The following is a 20001-nucleotide window of genomic DNA, read 5'->3' as shown; positions in this document are numbered from 1 at the left end:
AACCAAGCATCTAATCGTGCTCGTTGGAGTAACAGTTAATACGGCATGCAGTAATACAAGGAGTGTAGCTGGCGCTGAAATCACATAACTATAACAAAAGATTACTAACAACTGGCATAGAGGACTGTCGATCAGCAGCTAAAGCAAATCATTAAGGAACTGTTCTTGCTTCCTGAGCACCTTCGACACCTCCCGCAACTGAGGTCTTACACCACCCTTCCAAGCATTTATTGAGGCTTTAGCCTTCCCCTCTTCACTTATCGGCCCGGTGCTCTTTTTCCATGGTTGCCACTGTTTGATTAACTCTGCCTGTCTTGCTCTTCGTTCGGGTGTCCAGCCGTTCGCCATGATGTGCCTCCAATAGTTCGTTTGGCTCTTTTTGTTTTTTCCGCGTGCGCGCGTGAGCAGTAGTGGTGTTGTTTACTTGTACTTGATTGCCGATGTTGGCTTGCTTCACGAATGCGATTTGCTTGGGTGCTTTAATATCACCAAGTGTTTGCAGTGTTGCACGTGCTTGGCTTTGCGCCTTGAGCGCCAGCTTCATATAACGCTCTAGCTTACCAAGTTCATTGCTGGTCAACGCATGGCTGGCTAGCTTTGCAAACAACCCATCTAACGTATGTGCTTGAGCAATCAACATGCTTTCCGCTCGTGATAAATCATCGTTGTGTATGGCAGCAGACTGCGCTTTCAGTTGATCAATCATCTCATTGACTTGCGTATGCTCAATGTTCTGACAGATTGTCAGTACCGAGGCGCTAAGGCATTCAGGGCTTGTAACAGTGCGGGCTAAGGCTTGTGCTTGGGTTTCCTTGCGTTGCAATTCAATGCTGTAATTTTGCTGCATTAAAAACCTCCAAAGTTTTGTAATTCGAGTAAAAAACCTGTCAACTCATCGATATATTTCACCATGACGCTGGCTCCTTTGGCGTGTCGTTGTATTGCTGACGGAGAACAGCGCCAATAGCACAATAACGATTTGTCGGTGCATGGCAACAACGGCCTGTATCAACATCACTGAGACGACAACCCATTAAATGCCCAAGGTACTTATCTCGAGCATGGACCCAGCCTAGCGAGGTCGTAACGGCTGTATGAGGCTGTTCTGTAATAGTAGTTAATGTACTCACCCCATCATCTACGGGTGGAAGCTGCTCGATTGGATCGGCCTTGTCATCGGCAGAGGTTAACTCGGTTAACAGTGCTGATTTGTTGGTCAAAATATACTGCTTAATCTCGAGTGTAATCAGCTCAGCAGGCGACACTCGTAGCTTATCTAGTACTACTTCAACAGTCAGACCAGAGCTTTTTAAGTAGTCTAAAAAACTCATAATCAGAAATCCTCGTACTCAGGTTGCTGGCTAGCCTGAGAAGCATCTGTCCGTTTATCGTCCGATAGTTGTCCGTTCTGTCCGTTATTTGTATTGCTTAGCTTGTCCGTCCGCATTGGTTTCTCTAAGAGAGGTGGCAACGGACGGACAATACTTACGTGTACACCGTCAACGCGAATCTGACCGCGCTCAGTCAAAGTCTCCCTTGCATCGTGGAATCTCTGTCGAGGCATACCAGCTTCCAAGCACCTGCTTCTCCAGTCCTCCAGCAATATTTCTACGGACTGCTCTTCTAAACCCTGACTATCAAGTTGTGCTGCAGTCTCTGCATGCATCTGCTCAAGCACATCAAGCGCCGCTTTTTGTTGCTTACCCAGCTTTGCAGTTACAGGCGCATGAGCTGTGTACTCAGCGACTCTTAGCGCAGCACCCCCGACCAGAACTCCTGAGTCATCAAGCACAGGCACACTAACCAACTCAAAAGCGAGTGGTGCCGGTTCTTCCGCATCTTTCATCTTGCGCGGAGTTAAGCGAATGATCTGATCTGCGTCATTACGTCCAACTTCATACTCAGCATCAGCAGCACCTTTTAAGGCCGATGACCCCCGCGCTCCTCTATCACTATCTTTACCGCTATGGTGAACAATAAGAACAGTCGCCTTCCATAATCGACGTAAAGCATCGGCATTACGGATAAAATTTCCCATATCAGTGGCGCTGTTTTCATCACCTCCGAAATTTCTGGCAAGCGTATCTATCACGATCAGCACAGGTGTTTTGCCACTAGCGTCAGCAAGTTGCTGAACGGCTTCCATCACCTTAGTAGCGTTAGCTTCACTAGCGAGATCTGCAGGCGCTTCCGAAACAAATAATGCCCTCGGCATATCAGTGTTATTGAGCTCTGCCCATGCTCTCAAACGGCGAGCAAGACCGTTATGCCCTTCGCCAGCGATATAGAATACGGCTCCAGCTTTTACGTTATGGCCGTGAAAAGAGAGATTACTTGCAATGCAGCAAGACATATCCAAGGCGATGAACGACTTACCCTTACCAGGCGGCCCATACATGACAGCGAGGGCATCCTCCTCGATATAATCCTTAATCAGCCATGCAACAGGGTTAACTGGCATATCGCAGGCGGCGACAAATCGGAACGGTGATGGCCTCATCGGATAGATTGGCCTCGGTATCAGCGATGTAGGCTTGATGCTCATCGTGAAGCCCTCCACTGGGCAAGATCATTAAAGTCACTCAACTCCAGTGGAGCATCAGCAGGAAACGCAGGCAGCACCATAGCGCAGCCCAGCGCAATAGCTGTTTGAGTAGCAGCTTCAACTCCTGGATTACCTTTACCCTCAGCTTCAGTATTACGGTCATCATCGCCAGCGATAATCAGAATGCTGTCTGGATAGCAAAGGCTAAGCTGGCGACCAACACTTAATAAATTCCCAGCATTCATCGCGCAAGCTACAGCATGTCCTGTATCAGCATGGATGCTTGCACCTGTTGCCCACCCCTCACATATATAGAGTGGCTGCCCCGCCTTAATATGACCAATAGCTGAGTAGCATCCATGTACCTTGCCAGCCGCCAAAAAGCGCTTAGTACCATTAGGATAGATACGCTGTAGATTCATCAGCACACCATTGGCGGACAAAGGTACAAGAAGAACGCCTTCAGATTGGCGCAGGTTAAGAGGAGAAACATTTTTTTTCAGCAGGTACGAATGACCAGCACTTGCAGTATCTGATTTGCACCATAAATACTGCGCTTTAGTTGCAGCCTGTTTCTGGCGATGCAATTTATATGCTTCTGCCTCTTTACGCTCGCTCTCGATTGCTAGCTTGCGAGCAGCAAACTCAACAGGATCAATTGCGGCCTGATTATTTGGTTGCCAGCCATTTTCACGAGCTAAATACAACAGCGTGCCAATACCAACCCCGCCAGTCGATTTGCAACTTTTCCAGACTGCTAGCGCAGCACTCTCTTTATAATTATCAGCCTGCTTACTCCAGTCATTCCAAGCATGAAAAGCAGCTTCACCAAACTCAGACTTAAGCGCCATAGCTGCTTTGACCCAGGTACTCCTATCATGCGAATCAAGGTATTGCAGCGCATAAGTTACGAACAACAATTCGTTCATGACAGCACCGCCTTGACTGCATACGCAATCAAAACAAGAGCAAACGGAAGCACCCTAACTGCAAAAACCAACAAGACTGCTGTATACTTAAAATGTTGTAAAGCTTCACGAAGAGCCACTTTTCTTGGTCGGAGGGTGGCTTTTTTTATTTTCGCCATCACTCTTCCCCTTCTAGCCTTGCATCAATCCACTCTTGGATTTCATGCGAGTCCCAACCCACAGCTCGCGGGCCAAGCTTCTTTGCTTTAGGGAAAGTGCCTTCTTTGATGAAGTTATAGATACTGCTGCGGCGGTAACCCGTGGAGTGTGTGACTTCGGGTAAACGCAGAATACGGCGGGGTAAGTGTTGCTGTGATTTTGTGTGCATATAACCAGTTCCTAATGTTGCTTATTGACTGGTTATGGATAGTAAGACTCAAAACTGTCTATAAGGAGTGGACTCCTTTTGGACGATTTAATCTGGTATAAGCCCCGCCGCTTTAAGCACCTCGGTAATTTTTTTATAGGAACGCTGTGCTTTACTTACGCTAATACTGAACTGTTTTGCCGCTATTTTAGCTGCGCTTGTTTGGCTGCAACCATAGTTATCGATGTAGTCACTCATGAAGCTGAACACACTTTCATCATGAACACTTGGGCGGTTGTACTTTGAGTGCAAACCTAAAGCTATCAGAAGCGCTTTTCCAACATCATTATTGTTTAAATTATTGGAGTTAACATACTTCACTGGAGAATTCAGCGCCCCCTCAATAGCCCCTGCTAGCCACTCACTTACACCGATAGGTAATGCTTCTCCTCGACCAAGATATTCGGCTATTTCCAGTAGCACTTCTTTAGCCGTCTCTTCAGATAATTCAACTTCTTCAACCATTAACATTAAATCCGGATCAAAAACACGAGACGTTTTTTTACCTTCATCGCTGCTCATTTCTTACTCCTTTAGCCACCCGAAACAGCACAATATTGCTAGCACTTAAAATCTGCTCTAGCCGCTCACCCCATTTATGCCACGCCTCTGCTTTCTCTTTAGCGTAGTCGTACTGCTGATAATGCTTTGCTGACTTATTTTTACTTTCGATTACATGGTTTTGGCAGCGGTCGATAATCTCAGGTGCAATTCCAAGCATTTGCATCATAGTTGCACCAGTGCGGCGTAGGTCGTGCGGTGTCCACTCGCCATTAGCGCCAGCAGATAAAACCAAGGTGTCGTTGTGCTGCCTACCTGATAGCGGCTTGCTGCGATTCTTAAACATGGTTTGACGATCACCAATCAACTTGCTGACGGTTTTCAGGCATACATGGCTTTGCTCATCGCGTGACGGAAAACAGAAAGGCGTATGGCCTGTCTCTGCCTTGAGGCGCTTGAATTGCTTTGTAGCAAAACCAGACAAATTTATAAGGTGGTCACGGCGCTGGCCTCTACGTCCTTTTGTGTTGGCAGCCGGTATAAACCAAGTACCGGCGCTTAGGTCGACATGCTGCCATTCGCTTTGCAGTAGTTCACCAATGCGACACATCGTGCTTAGGCATAACCATGTTGCGCACTGAACACGGTTATTTACCGGCCTGATACCGCTGTACTTTTCACCGCTGGGCAAGTCGTTGTAGTCGTTCTCTAGCTTAGCAAAAATAGTTTTCAGTTCTCTGATTTCATCATCACTTAACACACGCTCCCTGACCTCTTGATAGCCCTCATCCTGAATACGTAATACCTGCTTAGGCTCAACTAAATCTATTGGATTGCCTTCAATCATCAGCCTGCGCCACGGCTGGCGCTTTTCACCCCACCTCAGCATCTGGCCTACATCGTTATGAACAATATCAATAGTTCTGTTTAACCCGCGCTGAGGATCACCTGTTACGGGTGCTCGATCTTTGATTGCCTTGAGCATTTTCAGTAGATCATCTGCGGTTAATACGCTTATTTTAATTTTGCCAATACTGGGCAACACATCCTTTTTAAAAGCACGAATTACCGCCGCGTTATCATCTTCACGTCTTACGCCACTTTCGACTGTTACCCACTGCTCGAATAAATCAGCCACAGTTAATGCTGCGGCCTTTTCTTTTTTCTCATCTGCTATCGTTTTGGCAATCGCGGCTTGTGCTTCGATACGTTTTGCTTGGCGCTTTTCTGTTGGATTAATACCATCAGCTACCAAAGCCCTAGCCTTATCTCTATTTTTACGTATATCGCTAATTGCGCTCTCTGGGAAAGTACCGCAATAAAACCAGCGTGTTTTACCATCAAAGCGGAATGAGTATTGAAAATTGACAGTAACCTCGTTACTGGTATTTACGCGAACATGCCCACGTAAGCCACCGCCATCATTTAAGTGATCGCCTTTCCATGTTTGCGGAATATTTTTCAACTCAGTGACAGACCAGTTTGCGCGTTTGTTACCGGTTTTCTTATCAGGCTCGGGGTATCTGGTAGCCATAGCTAAATCCTTTTTCAAAAGTGTTTTATCAATTCCTAGACTAGACACCAGACTAGACAGAAACACTAGATATAGTTAGTTCCCATTAAACGTCTCTGGACGACAAAAAGCTCTGCAGCCCTTTAAAAACAAGGATTACACTATACCAATAAGGTTTATTAGCGTCCAATAGAATACAACCACTAAAAGCATGGGGTGCTAGGGGTAGAAAGTTCGAATCTTTCCGTCCCGACCATATAAATCAAAGGGTTACAGTTAATAGCTGTAACCCTTTTTTATTATCTTCCATTTTTACCCCATATATAAAATCGCAGAACCCTAGAGTCAGCGCTACTCAATTCGACCTACCCTCTCCTGCCTTCCCTTAAAACTGTAGCCACGTTAAAAACGTAGGACTTACGCAGCTCTTATTGCTTCCCCACTATGCCACTACATTTTCAGCAAATACAGCAGCAGAAGCACTAATCCATATGGGTATAGCTACCCAAGCATTAATTAATCTGCAGCAACTATGCTCTGCATTCATCCAGCCTCATGACCTAAATGAGCTGCGCGAGCTGATTATCAATACATAACTTATTAAGCGACAATTACCTTGGCCGGTCTAGCGGCAACTATCTTAGCGGCTAGGCCGTCAGGCTCAAGATGGGCTTGCCGGACGCTTACCTATTTTCTCGATACTAGGCAGGCTGGTATGTAACTCTAAATTATGCACCAAGGTGATTGTCCAACAGCCTGCTGGACAATTGTTTAATCTGGCTATGTTTCAGCAAAAGCACACATGGATATCAGCTCAGCGCTGTAAAACACCTTGACCAACCTTCCAATACAGCATCACCAGCTCACGGCTCAGTCTGCGCAGCATGTTGTTACCCAGTTTGAATACGGCTCTTTTTAGCGGTCATCCTTGTCATGGTCTCCATTTGCGCTGGAGGTTTCGATTTGCTGAACGACCTTATCAAAATCACTTAAAGCGTTAGCTGCTTGCGTTTGCCGCTGAGTATGAAACTTACTGTATTCGGTTTCGGCTAATTGCTTAGCGATTTCATGGGAGATTTTTCCTGCATGGTTAAGAACATCCCGATCATTAATCATCAAAAAGCCATCCAGCTTCTTAAGCCAATCCTGCATAGTCATAGGCACTCGACGCATTGCCTGGCCTTGAGCAAAAATCAAATACTGCTCAACCAAGTTATTCAGCGCAGCCAACTCATCTTCATTCAAATAGTTTTTGGCGGTACTGACATCCTGCTTACGCACCTTAGCCCCACGATAGGTGGTGAGGCCCATGTTAGGTTTATCTGCTCTAGCACGGTTATGGATAATCTCTGCTGCAGTTTGACCGGTTATAGCCCAGTGCATTTTATTTTGTACTGTCTTGAAGAAATTGATGCTTATATCCTGTGTTGGATCGTAATCAATACTCAGCGCGTAAACATCAGTGATCTTGCGGTAGAATCTGCTTTCAGAAGTACGTATATCTTGTATACGCCGCTCAAGCTCTTCAAAGTAGTCAAACGGTTGATCAGGATTCTTTAAGCGCTCGTCATCCAACAAAAAACCTTTCTTGATGAACTCGGATAACTGCTGAGTGGCCCAGATACGAAAGCGTGTAGCAACGCGGCTTTTAACACGGTAGCCAACGGAAATAATCATGTCTAGATTGTAATAATCCAGAAGTCGTTTTACCTCACGGCTGCCTTCCTGGCGAACTGTCAAATATTTTTTGACAGTTGCCTCTGGTGCTAACTCTCCTTCTTCGTAGATTGAATTAATGTGGTGACTTATGTTCTGTTTTGAGCTTTGGAAAAGCTGCGCGATTTGCTGCTGAGTCAGCCAAACCGAATCCTCTTCTAAGCGCACATCTATTTTTAGCTCGCCATCTTCGGCCTGGTAGATTAAAAACCGGCCTTTAGAGAGGTCGCTAACTTCTGTCAATTCATTGCTCATTTATTCTTTCCCAAAAGCTTCTTTCAACCAAGAAAAACCAGCAACACTTGGGGTTCCGCTTGCTTCTTTATACCAATCAAACCTAGCCCTTCAGCATGCTTAGCAGGCCTTCAGCCCTGACTAGCTCAGGCGGTAATCCATGTGAGCCTTTCTTTTAAGGCTGCAATAGCGATACACCTAGACGCAAAATCCTCATCATCTATCTGTAAGAAAATAGCATCCAATGCAGTGCTCACATCAGTATTGCGCTTTGACGCTTGTAACAACTCTTCAAAAATTTCAGCAGAATAAGCATAACTGACGACTAAAGTCTTTGCTTTGCCTCTACATATACGCAAGGAGATTCTGCATGCAGCGCAGTAACGCGCAGCGGTCAAAAATCACGATTTACCGACAGCCAAATTCTCTCAGTCTTAAAGCAAGCTGAAAACGCTGTGCCTGTTCCAGAGTTGTGCCGCGAGCATGGCATGAGCAACGCAACCTTCTACAAGTGGCGTGCCAAGTTTGGTGGCATGAACACTTCAATGATGGCGCATTTAGATGCAGTTCATACATCAACTATCCAAACAGCGGCCCCACAGTTTTCATCGGTAAAAACATACGCACTCGTTCGTTCTGCTCACACAGCACCTGAAACCCAAACGTCTGATAGAAGCCTTGAGCCGAGTCCGTTAGGCAGTCAACAACGATAGCGTAGGCTCGCATGTGCGCATTCACATCCCACAAATACTCCAGCGCCTTAATCAAGCTCACTTTGCCTAGACCGCTGCCATGAAACTCTTTATGGACAGCCAGCTGTGCCAGTAAAAATACTGGGATGGGATAGTGAGGTAGTTTTTTAGCCAATGCAGCAGGTAATGTCTCACGGCGAATCGAGCTGGGCGCAACACTATAAAACGCACAGATCGGATATTTCTGATTGAGCAACGGCGCAGTGCCAGGTAACACCATGGTACGACTGATACCGGCCTGCATGTGTTTGGCTGCTTGAGTTTGAATAAAAGTATTCAGCTCACTCTCATCACAGTCAAAAGAGTCGCGGTCATGTTTGGATTTACTGAGCTCTTCAAAGGTCTTTGACCAACTCATTTAAAGTCACTCGCCTTGGTAAAGGCTGCGGCTTCTAACAAAGCTTTGTTCGGTACCTGAGCCTGCTCACAGGCTGCCATAAACTGATCAAACATATTATCTTCAACAGTCATGCTTGCGTGCTGAGCAATCACCTGTGTTGAATCCTCATCCATCAGCCTGACTACATATTCAGTTAAGCTTTTTAAGCCCAGCAGCGCAGAGGCTTTTTCAGCTTTAACTTTAATCTCTTCATCAAGCCTTATGTCTAATCGTGCAGTTGCCATTTCAACCTCCTTTGTACGTATAGATTCCGTACGATGCAGAGATAGTAGTACAAACCATAGATACAAGCAATCTGTACGGATAACTGCCGGACAATAAAAACAGCCTGTGCAAGTTGTATCCAGCCACTCAAAACCTGACCCGACTGGGGATGTGAGGCCGCGGTATTGGTATTGCGATTTCATTTCGAAAACTGAGCCTCTCAAGACGTTCAAAATTGAACTTTCATCTCTCTCGCCAGATTACAGCTACCAAAACCTAAGTCCTGCCGTGATGACATTTACCAACAAGAAAGACCATGAGGTCTGCACCGTCACAGTTTGGCATATCACTCTATTTCCTATCCCTCTCAAAGCGGCGAGCTTCATAGGGGCGGTATCAATCCCCCACTACACTACGCTAATCGACCTGATGGAGAGATTCTCCACTAGAGGCTTTAACAATCGTGTGCATATCATCTGAGCAGCAGCTGGTTTAAAGTGAAGCTGACACAAAAAATCGCAAAACCCTCAATAAAAAAAGCCCATAACAATAAGGAACTGCAATGAAAAAACTGGCAAATCGAGTCGCTATCGTCACAGGCGCAGGTTCTGGAATTGGTCAAGGTATTGCACGGCGTTTGGCTGCAGATGGTGCCTCGGTGGTGATTGCTGAAATGAACGCAGATACTGGTGATGCCGTTGCCCAAGCCATACAGCAAGACTTTGGCGTACCGGCCTCAGCCTTTCAAGTTGATATGTGCGATAAGACGCAAGTTCAGGCCATGGTTAAACACACGGTCAACACCTTTGGCACAGTCGATATTCTGGTCAATAACGCTTGGGCGGCGCGTCGTGGTGCAAGGCCGTTTACCGCAGTAGAGGACAAGACCGACGAGGACTTTGCGCACGCCTTTAATATTGGCTATATGGCCGCACTCTGGACCATGCAGGCGGTCTTTCCTTATATGCGTGATAAGCGCTGGGGCAGAATTATTAATCTAGCCTCGCTCAATGGCGTCAATGCCCACCCTTACACCGTTGACTACAACGCCGCCAAAGAAGCATTGCGCGCACTGACCCGTACTGCCGCACGTGAATGGGCGCAGTATCAGATTTGCTGCAATATTATTTGCCCCGCCGCCCGCACTGAAGCCTATGAGAAATTTGCCGCAGCTCAACCAGACAACGCCGCTCAACTGCTTAAGCTCAACCCGATGGGTCGCATGGGTGATCCTGAGGCAGATATTGGCGGGGTTGCCGCGTTTTTAGCCAGCGACGATGCCCGCTACCTGACCGGTAATACGCTGTTTGCCGATGGTGGCAGTCATATCAACGGCGTGCCTTGGCTGGCGGGTGCTTAATCAGCTTAATTGATCATACGCATTGGCTGATTCAGTCCACGGTCTATATTCTGACGCTAGCCTACGGTCAGTGAGCGAGATGTTTTTTGCTGTATTAAAGCACCTGCCTGGGCTTATTCTTCACAGCACTGCGTATAATTTTTTATCGTCCACCCTTAACATGCATCCATGCTGGATGTGCTCGGAGTTAATCATGCCCAATGCTCTACTCTCTGAATTAGCGCTTCAATATCCCATTATTCAAGCCCCAATGGCTGGCACCTCGACGGTAGCGCTAGCGGCGGCAGTCTCCAATGCGGGCGGACTGGGCTCGCTGGGCTTAGGTAATTGCAACGTAGAGCAAGCTCGTGAGCAGATTCAGCAACTACAACAAGCGACGACTAAGCCCTTCAATGTTAACTTCTTTTGCCATCAGCCCGCGCTCAGTGACCCCGCGCGTGAGCAAGAGTGGCTGACATTATTACAGCCTTATTTTGCTGAATTTTCAGCGCAGCCACCCAGCCACATGTCGGCAGGCGTTCCTAGCTTTATTGATAACCCAGCCATGCTGGAGATGCTGCTGGAGGAACGTCCACCCGTAGTTAGCTTCCATTTTGGTTTACCCAGCACTGCTGTTATTCAAGCACTCAAACAAGCCGGCATTAAGTTGTTAGGCTGCGCGACGAATGTGGCTGAAGCTCAAGCGATTTGCGCAGCAGGACTGCATGGCGTGATTGCTCAAGGGCATGAAGCCGGTGGACACCGCGGCGTATTTGATCCATCGCAAGATGTAAAACTCGGATTGTTCAGTTTGCTGCAATTGTTAAAAAAAGAATGCTCGTTACCGGTGATTGCTGCCGGCGGCATTATGCATGGTCAAGCCATCGCCCAGGTCATGGCGATGGGCGCCAGCGCAGCACAAATGGGTACTGCCTTTATCTTATGCCCTGAATCAGCAGCTAATCAGGCCTATCGTGAACAATTAAAAAGCAGTCGCGCTTATGAAACTGATGTCACCGCAGTGATTTCCGGTCGTCCGGCACGGGGTTTAGTCAATAGATTTCATGCGGAGTTAGCTGACAAGCAGGCATTACTGCCCGGCTATCCAGCCACCTACAGCGCCAGCAAAGCCTTAAATGCAGCAGCCAGCCAACAGGGCTGCAATGACTTTGCACCGTTCTGGGCAGGACAATCGGCACCGCTAGCGCGTGAGTTGCCGGCAGCTGAACTGGTCGCACAATTGGTTGCAGAATGGCAACAGGGCGGCACTTACTGAGGTTGAAAGCAAAGCTATGTATCAGATCGTCCCTATCCAAGCGCAACACGATGCAGATATCTGCCGGATTATTCAACAGGTCGGCGCACAATATGGCGCCATCGGGGCAGGCTTTGGTCCCTCAGATGCCGAAGTGACCTGCATGAGCCAACACTACGTAGCCGAGCAGCGCAGCCAATATTTGGTCGCGCTGCTTGATGGGCATGTGGTTGGCGGCGCAGGTATCGCGCCTTTTCTGCACTATCGTGAGATTGCTGAACTAAAAAAACTGTTTTTACTGCCCAGCAGCCAAGGACTGGGCATCGGTAAAGCACTGACCCAAGCCTGTTTAGCCTTTGCCCAAGCGCAAGGCTATCAACAGTGTTATTTAGATACCTTAAGCAGCATGCAAAGCGCCATTGCTTTGTATGAAAGCCTAGGTTTTATCCATCTCGATCAGCCTTTAGCAGGCACGTTGCACGGTGGTTGTGATGTGTGGATGCTCAAAAACTTACCGACTACAGAGAGCATTTGCGGCAGAGAGCGTGACCCAACATCCTGATACATCCATATAAAAGTACGCCCTTCGTAGTATGCGGCCAAAAAGAAACCATTGACTGTGGTCTTTTTCTTATTTGTGACTGATACTGATTCTTATAAGGCAGTAAAAATTACTTGCTCGTGCAATGGGCTGTAATTGATTGGCCCATTACATAAAACTATAAAAACCCAAGGTGGACATACTCCTATGAAATATATCCCGGCTAAGTTCGTACTCACCAGTCTTTGTTTTGCTGTCTTTTTAACTGCGTGCTCGTCTGAAGAAGAGCCCAGCAAAGTCCCAGCTACGTCAGCCACCCCAACAACTGAAGCCAACACCAACGCACCAGCTGTAGCAGACAATAAAATGCAAACGCGTTTTGTTACCATTGCTACCGGCGGCGCATCAGGTCCTTACAATATTATCGCGACGACCTTGGGTGAGATTTACAATAAAACTTACGGTGTGAACTCTAAAACCCAAACCACCGGTGCATCAGTCGAAAATATTAACCTGATGAACCAAAACAAAGTCGAAATGGCCTTTGTTATGAGTGACGTACTCAGCGATGCATTAGCGGGCACCAACAGCTTTAAAAATAAAATTGAAAACGTCCAACAAATCGCTGCGCTCTACCCTAACTATGTACAAGTGGTAACATCGAAGCGTTCAGGCATTAAAACCTTAGAAGACTTACGTGGTAAGCGCGTCGCAGTCGGCGCACAAAACTCCGGCGTAGAAGTAAACGCGCGTAATATTCTTAATGGTCACGGCATTACCTATAACGATATTAAAGTCGACTACTTAGGCTACGCAGAAGCCGCAGATGCGTTAAAAGGCGGCAAACTTGACGCCGCATTCTTAACCAGTGGTCTGCCTAACGCAGCGCTGATGGAACTAGAGCAAGGTTTTGATCTGCAAATGGTTTCGATTCTTCCAGAAAACATTGAAAAAATTGCCAAAGATCAAAGCTACTTTATTGCCTTGGACATTCCAGCTAAAACCTACGGCAATACTGAGATTGTTCCAACTGCAGCCATTATGAACGCACTGATTGTTCGTGCAGACCTAAGCGAAGAAGATGGTTACAAACTGACTAAAACCTTCTTTGAAAACATCGATAACTTACGTAACTCTCACCAAGCGATGAAAGACGTGTCCCTTGAAAACGCTCAAAAAGGCTTAGTTGCTCCGCTGCACCCAGGTGCTAAGAAGTACTATGCTGAGCAAGCGTCTAAATAAGTACGTATTCGTTGGACTGAGCGCTATCACAGCGCTCAGTCTGATGATTATCAGTCGCCCTATTGCCTCTTTACAGGTTTCCAGTACAGATTTTCAATGTGCTTTAACAGAGCAATCTTTTACATTGCAGTGGATTCATTCGGTAGAAAAAGAGCTTTGGCAAGAGCGCTACCAAACTGCCAATCAGCAACTTTTACTGACAACCTCGCACTTCAAAACCTTCGGTGCCGGCACCCCAAGTATTGAGGGTGCGATAACCAGTAAAGATGGCTGGCTGCACTATCAAATTGACCGTTTACTACCCCGTATAAACTGGATTATTTCGCGTAATGTTGAATCAACTCTTTTGACCAAACTGGGTGTCTGGCCCCTTTTTAAAGATTTCAATGATTATGCAGAAATTCAGATTCAGGTAATGCAGGTACCCCGTTGGCACTATTTTACACAGGAGTCCTGTGATGACTACTTCGAAAGACCTTGATGCCCCAATTGATGCAGCGCAACAAGAAGCATTATTAGAAAAGTTTGATAAATCCTCTGCTTTGCGTACCTTTGCAGATGCTAAAACACGCTATTTTGTCTTTGCTTTAGCCGTTATTTATTCACTTTTTCACTTGTATATCACCTACAACCCAATGCCTGAGTTACTACAGCGCAGTGCTCACGTCAGCATTGGGCTGTGCCTGATATTCTTACTCTATCCGGCGATTAACACCTCAAGCCGTACTCGAGTATCCTGGCTCGATTGGCTGCTCTTTATCGGTAGTGCTGCATCTGCGATCTATCTCTTTATGGAATACCAAAATATTGTCACCACGCGCGGCGGTATTCCGAACACCGCAGATATTATCTTTTCAATGATGACTGTGCTGCTGGTGTTTGAGTCCGCTCGACGCATCATGGGCTGGGGCTTACCTTTATTAGCGCTGATTTTCTTAGCCTACCCGTTTATCAGCAGCTTTGAGTTTATGCCTGACCGTCTAATGACTCGTCCTTTTGATATGGGCGATATTTTTGGACAAATGTACTTAAAAACAGAAGGTATTTTCTCCTCGGCGATTGGTGCTTCGGTTACCTTTATTTTCTTATTTATTTTGTTTGGCGCTTTTTTAGCAAAATCTGGCATGGGGCAATTATTTAACGATTTAGCTCTCGCCTTAGCCGGCCATAAACAAGGCGGACCGGCAAAAGTTGCAGTGATTTCCAGTGGTTTTATGGGCAGTATCAACGGAACTGCCGTAGCCAACGTGGTCGGTACCGGTGCCTTTACCATCCCGTTAATGAAGAAAATTGGCTATGACAAAAACTTTGCTGGTGCAGTTGAAGCCAGTGCTTCGGTCGGTGGACAAATCTTGCCGCCCATCATGGGTGCCAGCGCCTTTATTATGGCGGAAACCACTGGTGTCAGTTATGGCACCATTGCTCTCGCCGCACTGCTACCAGCGCTCTTATATTATCTGGGCGTGATTGCCCAAGTGCATTTTCGTGCCGGTCGTGACAATTTAAAAGGCATCCCAAAAGAAGACTTACCGAAAGTTAAAGAGGTGCTAAAAGCGCGTGGACACTTACTGCTACCTATTATTGGCTTAGTCGTCCTTTTGTTTAATAACGTACCGGTCAGCTATTCGGCTTTTTACACTATTATTCTGACTATTATTGTCAGCAGCTTGCGTCAATCAACGCGTATGTCGATTGCCGATATTTTTGAGGCATTGGCTGATGGTGCTCGCCAATCACTGGCGGTGATGTCTGCCTGTGCGCTGGTCGGTATTATTATCGGTGTAGTCAGCTTAACCAGCTTTGGTAGCGTGTTGACCTCAGCTATTATGAGCGTTGGCGCAGGCTCATTATTCTTGACCCTGTTCTTCACCATGCTGGCCTCCATGCTACTGGGTATGGGCTTACCCTCTATCCCAGCTTATATTATTACTGCAACTATGGCTGCACCGGCGCTAGCGAACTTTGATATTCCAATTTTAGTCGCGCACATGTTTGTGTTCTATTTTGGTTTATTCGCCAACATCACCCCGCCGGTGGCTTTGGCCTCTTTTGCCGGTGCGGGAATTGCTGGCGGCGATCCAATGAAAACCGGTTTTCAGTCGTTAAAGCTGGCCTTGGCCGGTTTTATTGTGCCGTTTATGTTTGTCTATAACCCAGCAATGCTAATGCTCGATACCACCAATGCGTTAGTCACCAGTAAAGAATTCCCATTACCAAGCTTTTGGGTGATTGCCAGCGTAACGGTGACAGCCATCATTGGCATTATCGCTTTAAGTGCGGCGGTTGAGGGCTACTTTAAAAGCCAACTTAATCCATTGATGCGCATTATCTTAGCGGCGGGTGCCTTTATGTTGATTGTTCCAGAAACTCTCACCGACATACTCGGGGTTGTTATCGTTGGCTCGGTCATCGCTTGGAATATCTCACAAACCAATAAACAGCAAGCCAGCAGAGTCTAAAAAGCTCACTCTCCTCTCTGGGTCAACTCTAAGAACACTAGAAGCTTCGATATGAAGCTTCTAGTCGAGCGTTACAGTCATAACGACTGCCGTCGTGGACTCATTACTCTTGGTACACTGAATAGTCGCTGTAGCCCTGCGCCGTGCCGCCATACATCGTTGTGGGATCAACTGTGTTTAGCGGCCAATCATTAGCAATACGCTGCGGTAGATCGGGGTTGGCAATAAATGGACGACCAAAGGCAATCAAATCACCCAAGCCAGCCGCTAAGGTTTCTGCGCCACGCTCTGCGGTATAGCGGCCAGCATAAATAATACAACCACTAAAGGTCTGCCGAACCGCGCGACGAAAGTCTGCAGGCAATTCTGGAGCATTGTCCCAATCTGCTTCAGCAATCGACAAATAAGCAATGCCTGTCTCTTCTAAAACTTTAATCGCTTCGATGTAAGTCGTATGCGGATCGGCTTCAACGAGCCCCATATAAACTCGATCTTCTTCGGTGCTGGCAAACAATGGCGCGAAGCGCACACCTAAACAATCCGCACCGACAACTTCAGCAACAGCCGTGACAACTTCTCGCAGAAAACGTAAACGATTCTGCAGCGAGCCACCGTACTCATCTTCGCGCTGATTACTGTGCTCAGAAATAAATTGATTGACCAAATAGCCATTCGCACAGTGAATTTCCACGCCGTCGAAGCCCGCACTTAATGCGTTTCGAGCCGCCTGTGCATACAGCTGCACCAACTCTTTAACTTCTGCAGTGGTTAATGCTCGAGGCACGGAAGGATCTGCTAAAGCCCCGACACCCGGCCCAGTTTCAATAAACACTTTAACGTTATTCGCCGCAAGCGCTGACGGCGCGACCGGCGCAGCACCCTCAGGTTGCAGTGAGGTATGAGAAACACGACCCACATGCCACAGCTGAGCAAAAATAATATTACCAGCGTCATGCACCGCCTTTGTGACTGTGCGCCAACCGTCAATCTGTGCTTGATTGTAAATACCTGGCGTCCACGCATACCCTTGCCCGCGCGGCTCGATTTGCGTGCCCTCGGTGATCATAAATCCGGCGCCCGCTCGCTGCTTGTAATAGGTTGCCATCAGCTCGTTAGCGATATTTCCAGGCTGGCTGCTACGCGAGCGCGTTAAAGGCGGTAGCACAATGCGATTGTGCAGAACATGACGTCCAAGTGTGAGCGGCTGAAATAAGCTATCATTTTTCATTTTTTATTTCCTAATGACGCAACGATACGTCGAGTTATACATGTCAAAGCAAACACTTAAAATAGACTAGTCGTCTATTAAAAAGTATAAATTTTTAACCCAGTCAACGCGAACTGAAAGCCAATAACGGCCTGCAGTCTTAGTTCCCAACAGCGAGTCTGTACTCGCTGTTGGGAACGTTGAATGTGTTTGTGGCCGCACTATATATCAAAATAGACCAGTCGTCTAGATTAATATAAAGCACATATAACACCTTAAGGCGGCACTCTTATCACGCATAAAAAATGAGTAAACTGAGTGCTTTAAGGAATAAGAAAAAAAACACGGAGAGATGTATCGCTGGCAAAAACAGATAAAAAATCATCTTATTGAGCTTGGCTTGGCCTAAGTGATAGCCAAGCCATCGAGCAAGCTAAATCAGCCTGCCAGCAGCGCTTCAGTCGTTATCATCGCGCTTTCTAACGGATGATTATTACGATGCAACTTGCTTAACAAGCTGGCACCTAGCCAGAGCTGATAAAGCGCGGTAGCTGTTTGCTGAGCATTACTTGTTGGCAGGGACCCTTCACGCTGCCCTTGCTCAATACAGCTTATCAAGCGTGCAATCACCTGATCCGTACCATCACGCAAAGTGAGGCGCATAGCCTCTGAGAGATCGGCAACCTCGGCACTTAACTTAACTGCCAAACAAGTTTGCTCATCGCACGGCTCACAATAGCTCTGCAACCACTTCTGCCAGTAACCCATCAACTGCTCACGCGCATTAACATCGGCCGCAGAAAAACGTTGATCCATATCGGCCAGATAACTCTGGAAATACTCTTCAAGCAAAGACTGCCCATATTGCTCTTTGGATTTGAAATAATGGTAAAACGAGCCTTTAGGAACGCCAGCAGCTTGCAGAATTTCATTAAGCCCTACGCCAGTGAACCCTTTGACCACCATCATGCGGTGACCCGTATCGAGTAACTGTTGACGAGTATTAGCGTAATTTTGTTTCATCAGGATAAGACACCAAAAACCAGACAGCCAATAAGGCAAATAAGTAGGATTTATTATAACAACTCTTTACTCAAGCCGCCCAACCCTGTCGTCTTCGTTACACTCTTGAATGCACGGCAATAACAGTTCACTGTCTTTTTCTAGGCCTGAGACAAGGCTTAACTATGCATACAGATGATCATAGACAGCTATATTTTTACATAATTATAAATTAGTAGACTGGTCGCATATCTGCAACATACAATGCAATTTACTCGGACCAAGCAGCCAATCGCTAAAACATTGAGCGTCCTGTGCAAGTCATCAACAATGTATAGCAAGACTCGGCGTGATCGCCCAGAAGGAATTAGCAACATGATAAAACTTCACCATCTCAATGCCTCACGCTCCATCCGCATCCTCTGGTTATTAGAGGAAATAGGTCAGCCGTATGAACTTATCATCTACAGGCGTGATGCAACGACGCACTTAGCACCGCAATCACTGAAAACGATTCATCCTCTTGGCAAGTCACCGGTCATTGAACTCGATGGCAAGGTGATTGCCGAGTCGGGCGCGATCGTAGAGTTACTGATTAAAAAATTCGCACCACAGTTGGCACCGGATGAACTATCGGCGGAATACAGCGACTACTTACAGTGGCTTCATTTTGCAGAAAGCTCGGCGATGCTGCCGTTCTTACTAAAAGTGTTCAATCAGTATGAAAGCAAATGCGGGACCTCGCTAAAATTTCTCGACAGCTACGCTGAAATAGAATTTGTTAAAGTCTTTGCTTATTTAAATGATCATTTAGACGGCAAGACGTTCTTAGTCGGCGAGCGTCTGACTGGAGCAGATTTTATGCTAGGTTTTGTCGTGCAAAGCGCACTGCAAATGCTGAAATGTGACAGCAAATACCCACACATTAAAAGCTATATTGAAAATCTTGAAAGCCTAAGCAGCTATCAAAAAGCAATGCGCATAGAAGCAAGCGAATAACAGCGCTGCCAGGATACCTATAGGGAATTTTGGCAGCTACACCAGCCCGTACTCCACCTCCATCACTGAAGATTCACTGTGACTTGCTGCGCAAGAAGCAGCTGATCTAGAAACAGTGGGACAGGACTTTTTCTACCCAGAAACGAAAAAACCCGTTAAGCGTTTGAAGGCTTAACGGGTTTTCGTAAGATGGCGCAGTGGACGGGACTCGAACCCGCGACCCCCGGCGTGACAGGCCGGTATTCTAACCAACTGAACTACCACTGCGCGATACTTAAAAGACTTGGTGGGTGATGACGGGATCGAACCGCCGACCCTCTGCTTGTAAGGCAGATGCTCTCCCAGCTGAGCTAATCACCCTTGTGTCTTCAAGTGGTGCGTATATTAGACACTAGAATAGCTTTTGGCAAGTCCTAAATTGATTTATTTTCATAATCAATCCAAGGACTTAGCAAAACTTCGAATAATCATCTACTTTTAACTGCGCAACGCTTAGAACACCGACTCTTTAACCGCCAACCCGCACAATAAGACGGATTAAAGTCGACCCTATAAATCTGTCACATGGCAGTGTCAATATCAGCAAAATCCGAAAAACAGCATATTTACACTGCCGTTTGCTCGATAACGGCCCTATACTTTGCGACCTGCTTATCTTCTTGGCTGTCGAGAAATCCAACACAGACACTCTAATACAGCTCATCTGTTTTTAACCTCACGGCCTGCCCTAAGCAGATAATCACTGATATTATATACA

The 20001-nt window shown here is 46.7% G+C and carries 19 protein-coding genes, 2 tRNA genes and 1 pseudogene; 8 read left to right on the top strand and 14 right to left on the bottom strand.

Annotated elements, in window-relative coordinates; genetic code table 11:
• Positions 1-253: 253 nt before the first annotated feature.
• The 8 genes from JYJ62_RS15810 to JYJ62_RS07170 form a co-directional block, all read right to left on the bottom strand.
• Positions 254-847, bottom strand: a complete 594-nt coding sequence (locus JYJ62_RS15810; protein ID WP_232365736.1) for a hypothetical protein — start codon at positions 845-847, stop codon at positions 254-256.
• Between the two features lie 58 nt (positions 848-905).
• A complete protein-coding gene (locus JYJ62_RS07200) occupies positions 906-1331 on the bottom strand; it encodes a hypothetical protein (protein WP_205341531.1) in 426 nt (141 codons plus the stop codon).
• 2 nt (positions 1332-1333) lie between these two features.
• Positions 1334-2545, bottom strand: coding sequence for an AAA family ATPase (locus tag JYJ62_RS07195; RefSeq protein ID WP_205341530.1), 1212 nt, complete (start codon positions 2543-2545; stop codon positions 1334-1336).
• Positions 2542-3474 carry a PriCT-2 domain-containing protein gene (locus JYJ62_RS07190; protein WP_205341529.1) on the bottom strand — a complete coding sequence of 311 codons (933 nt, stop codon included), beginning with the start codon at positions 3472-3474 and terminating at the stop codon, positions 2542-2544. Before JYJ62_RS07190 ends, JYJ62_RS07195 begins: the two co-directional genes overlap by 4 nt.
• Positions 3475-3631: 157 nt before the next feature.
• Positions 3632-3841: an AlpA family transcriptional regulator gene (locus tag JYJ62_RS07185; RefSeq protein ID WP_205341528.1), complete on the bottom strand. Its 210-nt coding sequence runs from the start codon at positions 3839-3841 to the stop codon at positions 3632-3634.
• An 87-nt stretch (positions 3842-3928) separates the two neighbouring features.
• Positions 3929-4402: a hypothetical protein gene (locus JYJ62_RS07180; protein ID WP_205341527.1), complete on the bottom strand. Its 474-nt coding sequence runs from the start codon at positions 4400-4402 to the stop codon at positions 3929-3931.
• Entirely contained in the window at positions 4389-5915 is a 1527-nt protein-coding gene (locus JYJ62_RS07175) for a tyrosine-type recombinase/integrase (protein ID WP_205341526.1), read from the bottom strand. Before JYJ62_RS07175 ends, JYJ62_RS07180 begins: the two co-directional genes overlap by 14 nt.
• Positions 5916-6809: 894 nt before the next feature.
• Positions 6810-7865, bottom strand: coding sequence for a virulence RhuM family protein (locus JYJ62_RS07170; RefSeq protein WP_205341525.1), 1056 nt, complete (start codon positions 7863-7865; stop codon positions 6810-6812).
• A gap of 380 nt (positions 7866-8245) precedes the next feature.
• Between JYJ62_RS07170 and JYJ62_RS07165 the strand changes: the two are divergent.
• A pseudogene (locus tag JYJ62_RS07165) lies at positions 8246-8404 on the top strand (transposase); the annotation flags it as partial.
• Between the two features lie 19 nt (positions 8405-8423).
• Here the strand turns inward: JYJ62_RS07165 and JYJ62_RS07160 are convergent.
• Together JYJ62_RS07160 and JYJ62_RS07155 are read right to left on the bottom strand one after the other, a co-directional pair.
• On the bottom strand, positions 8424-8954 hold the full coding sequence (locus JYJ62_RS07160; RefSeq protein ID WP_205341524.1) for a GNAT family N-acetyltransferase: 531 nt from the start codon (positions 8952-8954) through the stop codon (positions 8424-8426).
• The gene (locus JYJ62_RS07155; RefSeq protein ID WP_205341523.1) at positions 8951-9220 is read right to left on the bottom strand and encodes a DUF1778 domain-containing protein; all 270 of its coding nucleotides are present in this window, start codon (positions 9218-9220) and stop codon (positions 8951-8953) included. Before JYJ62_RS07155 ends, JYJ62_RS07160 begins: the two co-directional genes overlap by 4 nt.
• 542 nt (positions 9221-9762) lie before the next feature.
• On the opposite strand from JYJ62_RS07155, the gene JYJ62_RS07150 reads away from it, so the two are divergent.
• The 6 genes from JYJ62_RS07150 to JYJ62_RS07125 all read left to right on the top strand — a co-directional run bounded on the left by JYJ62_RS07150 (position 9763) and on the right by JYJ62_RS07125 (position 16036).
• On the top strand, positions 9763-10560 hold the full coding sequence (locus JYJ62_RS07150) for an SDR family NAD(P)-dependent oxidoreductase (protein ID WP_205341522.1): 798 nt from the start codon (positions 9763-9765) through the stop codon (positions 10558-10560).
• A 193-nt stretch (positions 10561-10753) separates the two neighbouring features.
• Positions 10754-11815 carry an NAD(P)H-dependent flavin oxidoreductase gene (locus JYJ62_RS07145; RefSeq protein WP_205341521.1) on the top strand — a complete coding sequence of 354 codons (1062 nt, stop codon included), beginning with the start codon at positions 10754-10756 and terminating at the stop codon, positions 11813-11815.
• A gap of 16 nt (positions 11816-11831) precedes the next feature.
• Positions 11832-12356 (top strand): GNAT family N-acetyltransferase, encoded by a 525-nt coding sequence (locus JYJ62_RS07140; RefSeq protein WP_205341520.1) that lies wholly within the window; start codon positions 11832-11834, stop codon positions 12354-12356.
• 186 nt (positions 12357-12542) lie between these two features.
• Positions 12543-13577 carry a TAXI family TRAP transporter solute-binding subunit gene (locus tag JYJ62_RS07135; protein WP_205341519.1) on the top strand — a complete coding sequence of 345 codons (1035 nt, stop codon included), beginning with the start codon at positions 12543-12545 and terminating at the stop codon, positions 13575-13577.
• Positions 13578-13620: 43 nt separating this feature from the next.
• The gene (locus JYJ62_RS07130; protein ID WP_205341518.1) at positions 13621-14058 is read left to right on the top strand and encodes a DUF1850 domain-containing protein; all 438 of its coding nucleotides are present in this window, start codon (positions 13621-13623) and stop codon (positions 14056-14058) included.
• The gene (locus tag JYJ62_RS07125; protein WP_205341517.1) at positions 14036-16036 is read left to right on the top strand and encodes a TRAP transporter permease; all 2001 of its coding nucleotides are present in this window, start codon (positions 14036-14038) and stop codon (positions 16034-16036) included. Before JYJ62_RS07130 ends, JYJ62_RS07125 begins: the two co-directional genes overlap by 23 nt.
• A 103-nt stretch (positions 16037-16139) precedes the next feature.
• Here the strand turns inward: JYJ62_RS07125 and JYJ62_RS07120 are convergent, their stop codons facing one another.
• On the bottom strand, positions 16140-17264 hold the full coding sequence (locus JYJ62_RS07120; RefSeq protein ID WP_205341516.1) for an alkene reductase: 1125 nt from the start codon (positions 17262-17264) through the stop codon (positions 16140-16142).
• A gap of 417 nt (positions 17265-17681) precedes the next feature.
• Entirely contained in the window at positions 17682-18266 is a 585-nt protein-coding gene (locus tag JYJ62_RS07115) for a TetR/AcrR family transcriptional regulator (protein ID WP_205341515.1), read from the bottom strand.
• Between the two features lie 354 nt (positions 18267-18620).
• Here JYJ62_RS07115 and JYJ62_RS07110 point away from each other — a divergent pair, with 354 nt between their 5' ends.
• Positions 18621-19244, top strand: coding sequence for a glutathione S-transferase family protein (locus tag JYJ62_RS07110; protein WP_205341514.1), 624 nt, complete (start codon positions 18621-18623; stop codon positions 19242-19244).
• Between the two features lie 190 nt (positions 19245-19434).
• Here the strand turns inward: JYJ62_RS07110 and JYJ62_RS07105 are convergent.
• Together JYJ62_RS07105 and JYJ62_RS07100 are read right to left on the bottom strand one after the other, a co-directional pair.
• A tRNA-Asp gene (locus JYJ62_RS07105) sits at positions 19435-19511 on the bottom strand.
• A 17-nt stretch (positions 19512-19528) separates the two neighbouring features.
• Positions 19529-19604 (bottom strand) — tRNA-Val (locus JYJ62_RS07100).
• Positions 19605-20001: the final 397 nt, after the last annotated feature.

This window comes from Denitrificimonas caeni, assembly GCF_905120345.1.
GTDB classification, from domain to species: Bacteria; Pseudomonadota; Gammaproteobacteria; order Pseudomonadales; family Pseudomonadaceae; genus Denitrificimonas; species Denitrificimonas caeni_A.
Note: the sequence above shows the minus strand (reverse complement) of the source record. Positions and strands in the feature narration are given on the sequence as shown.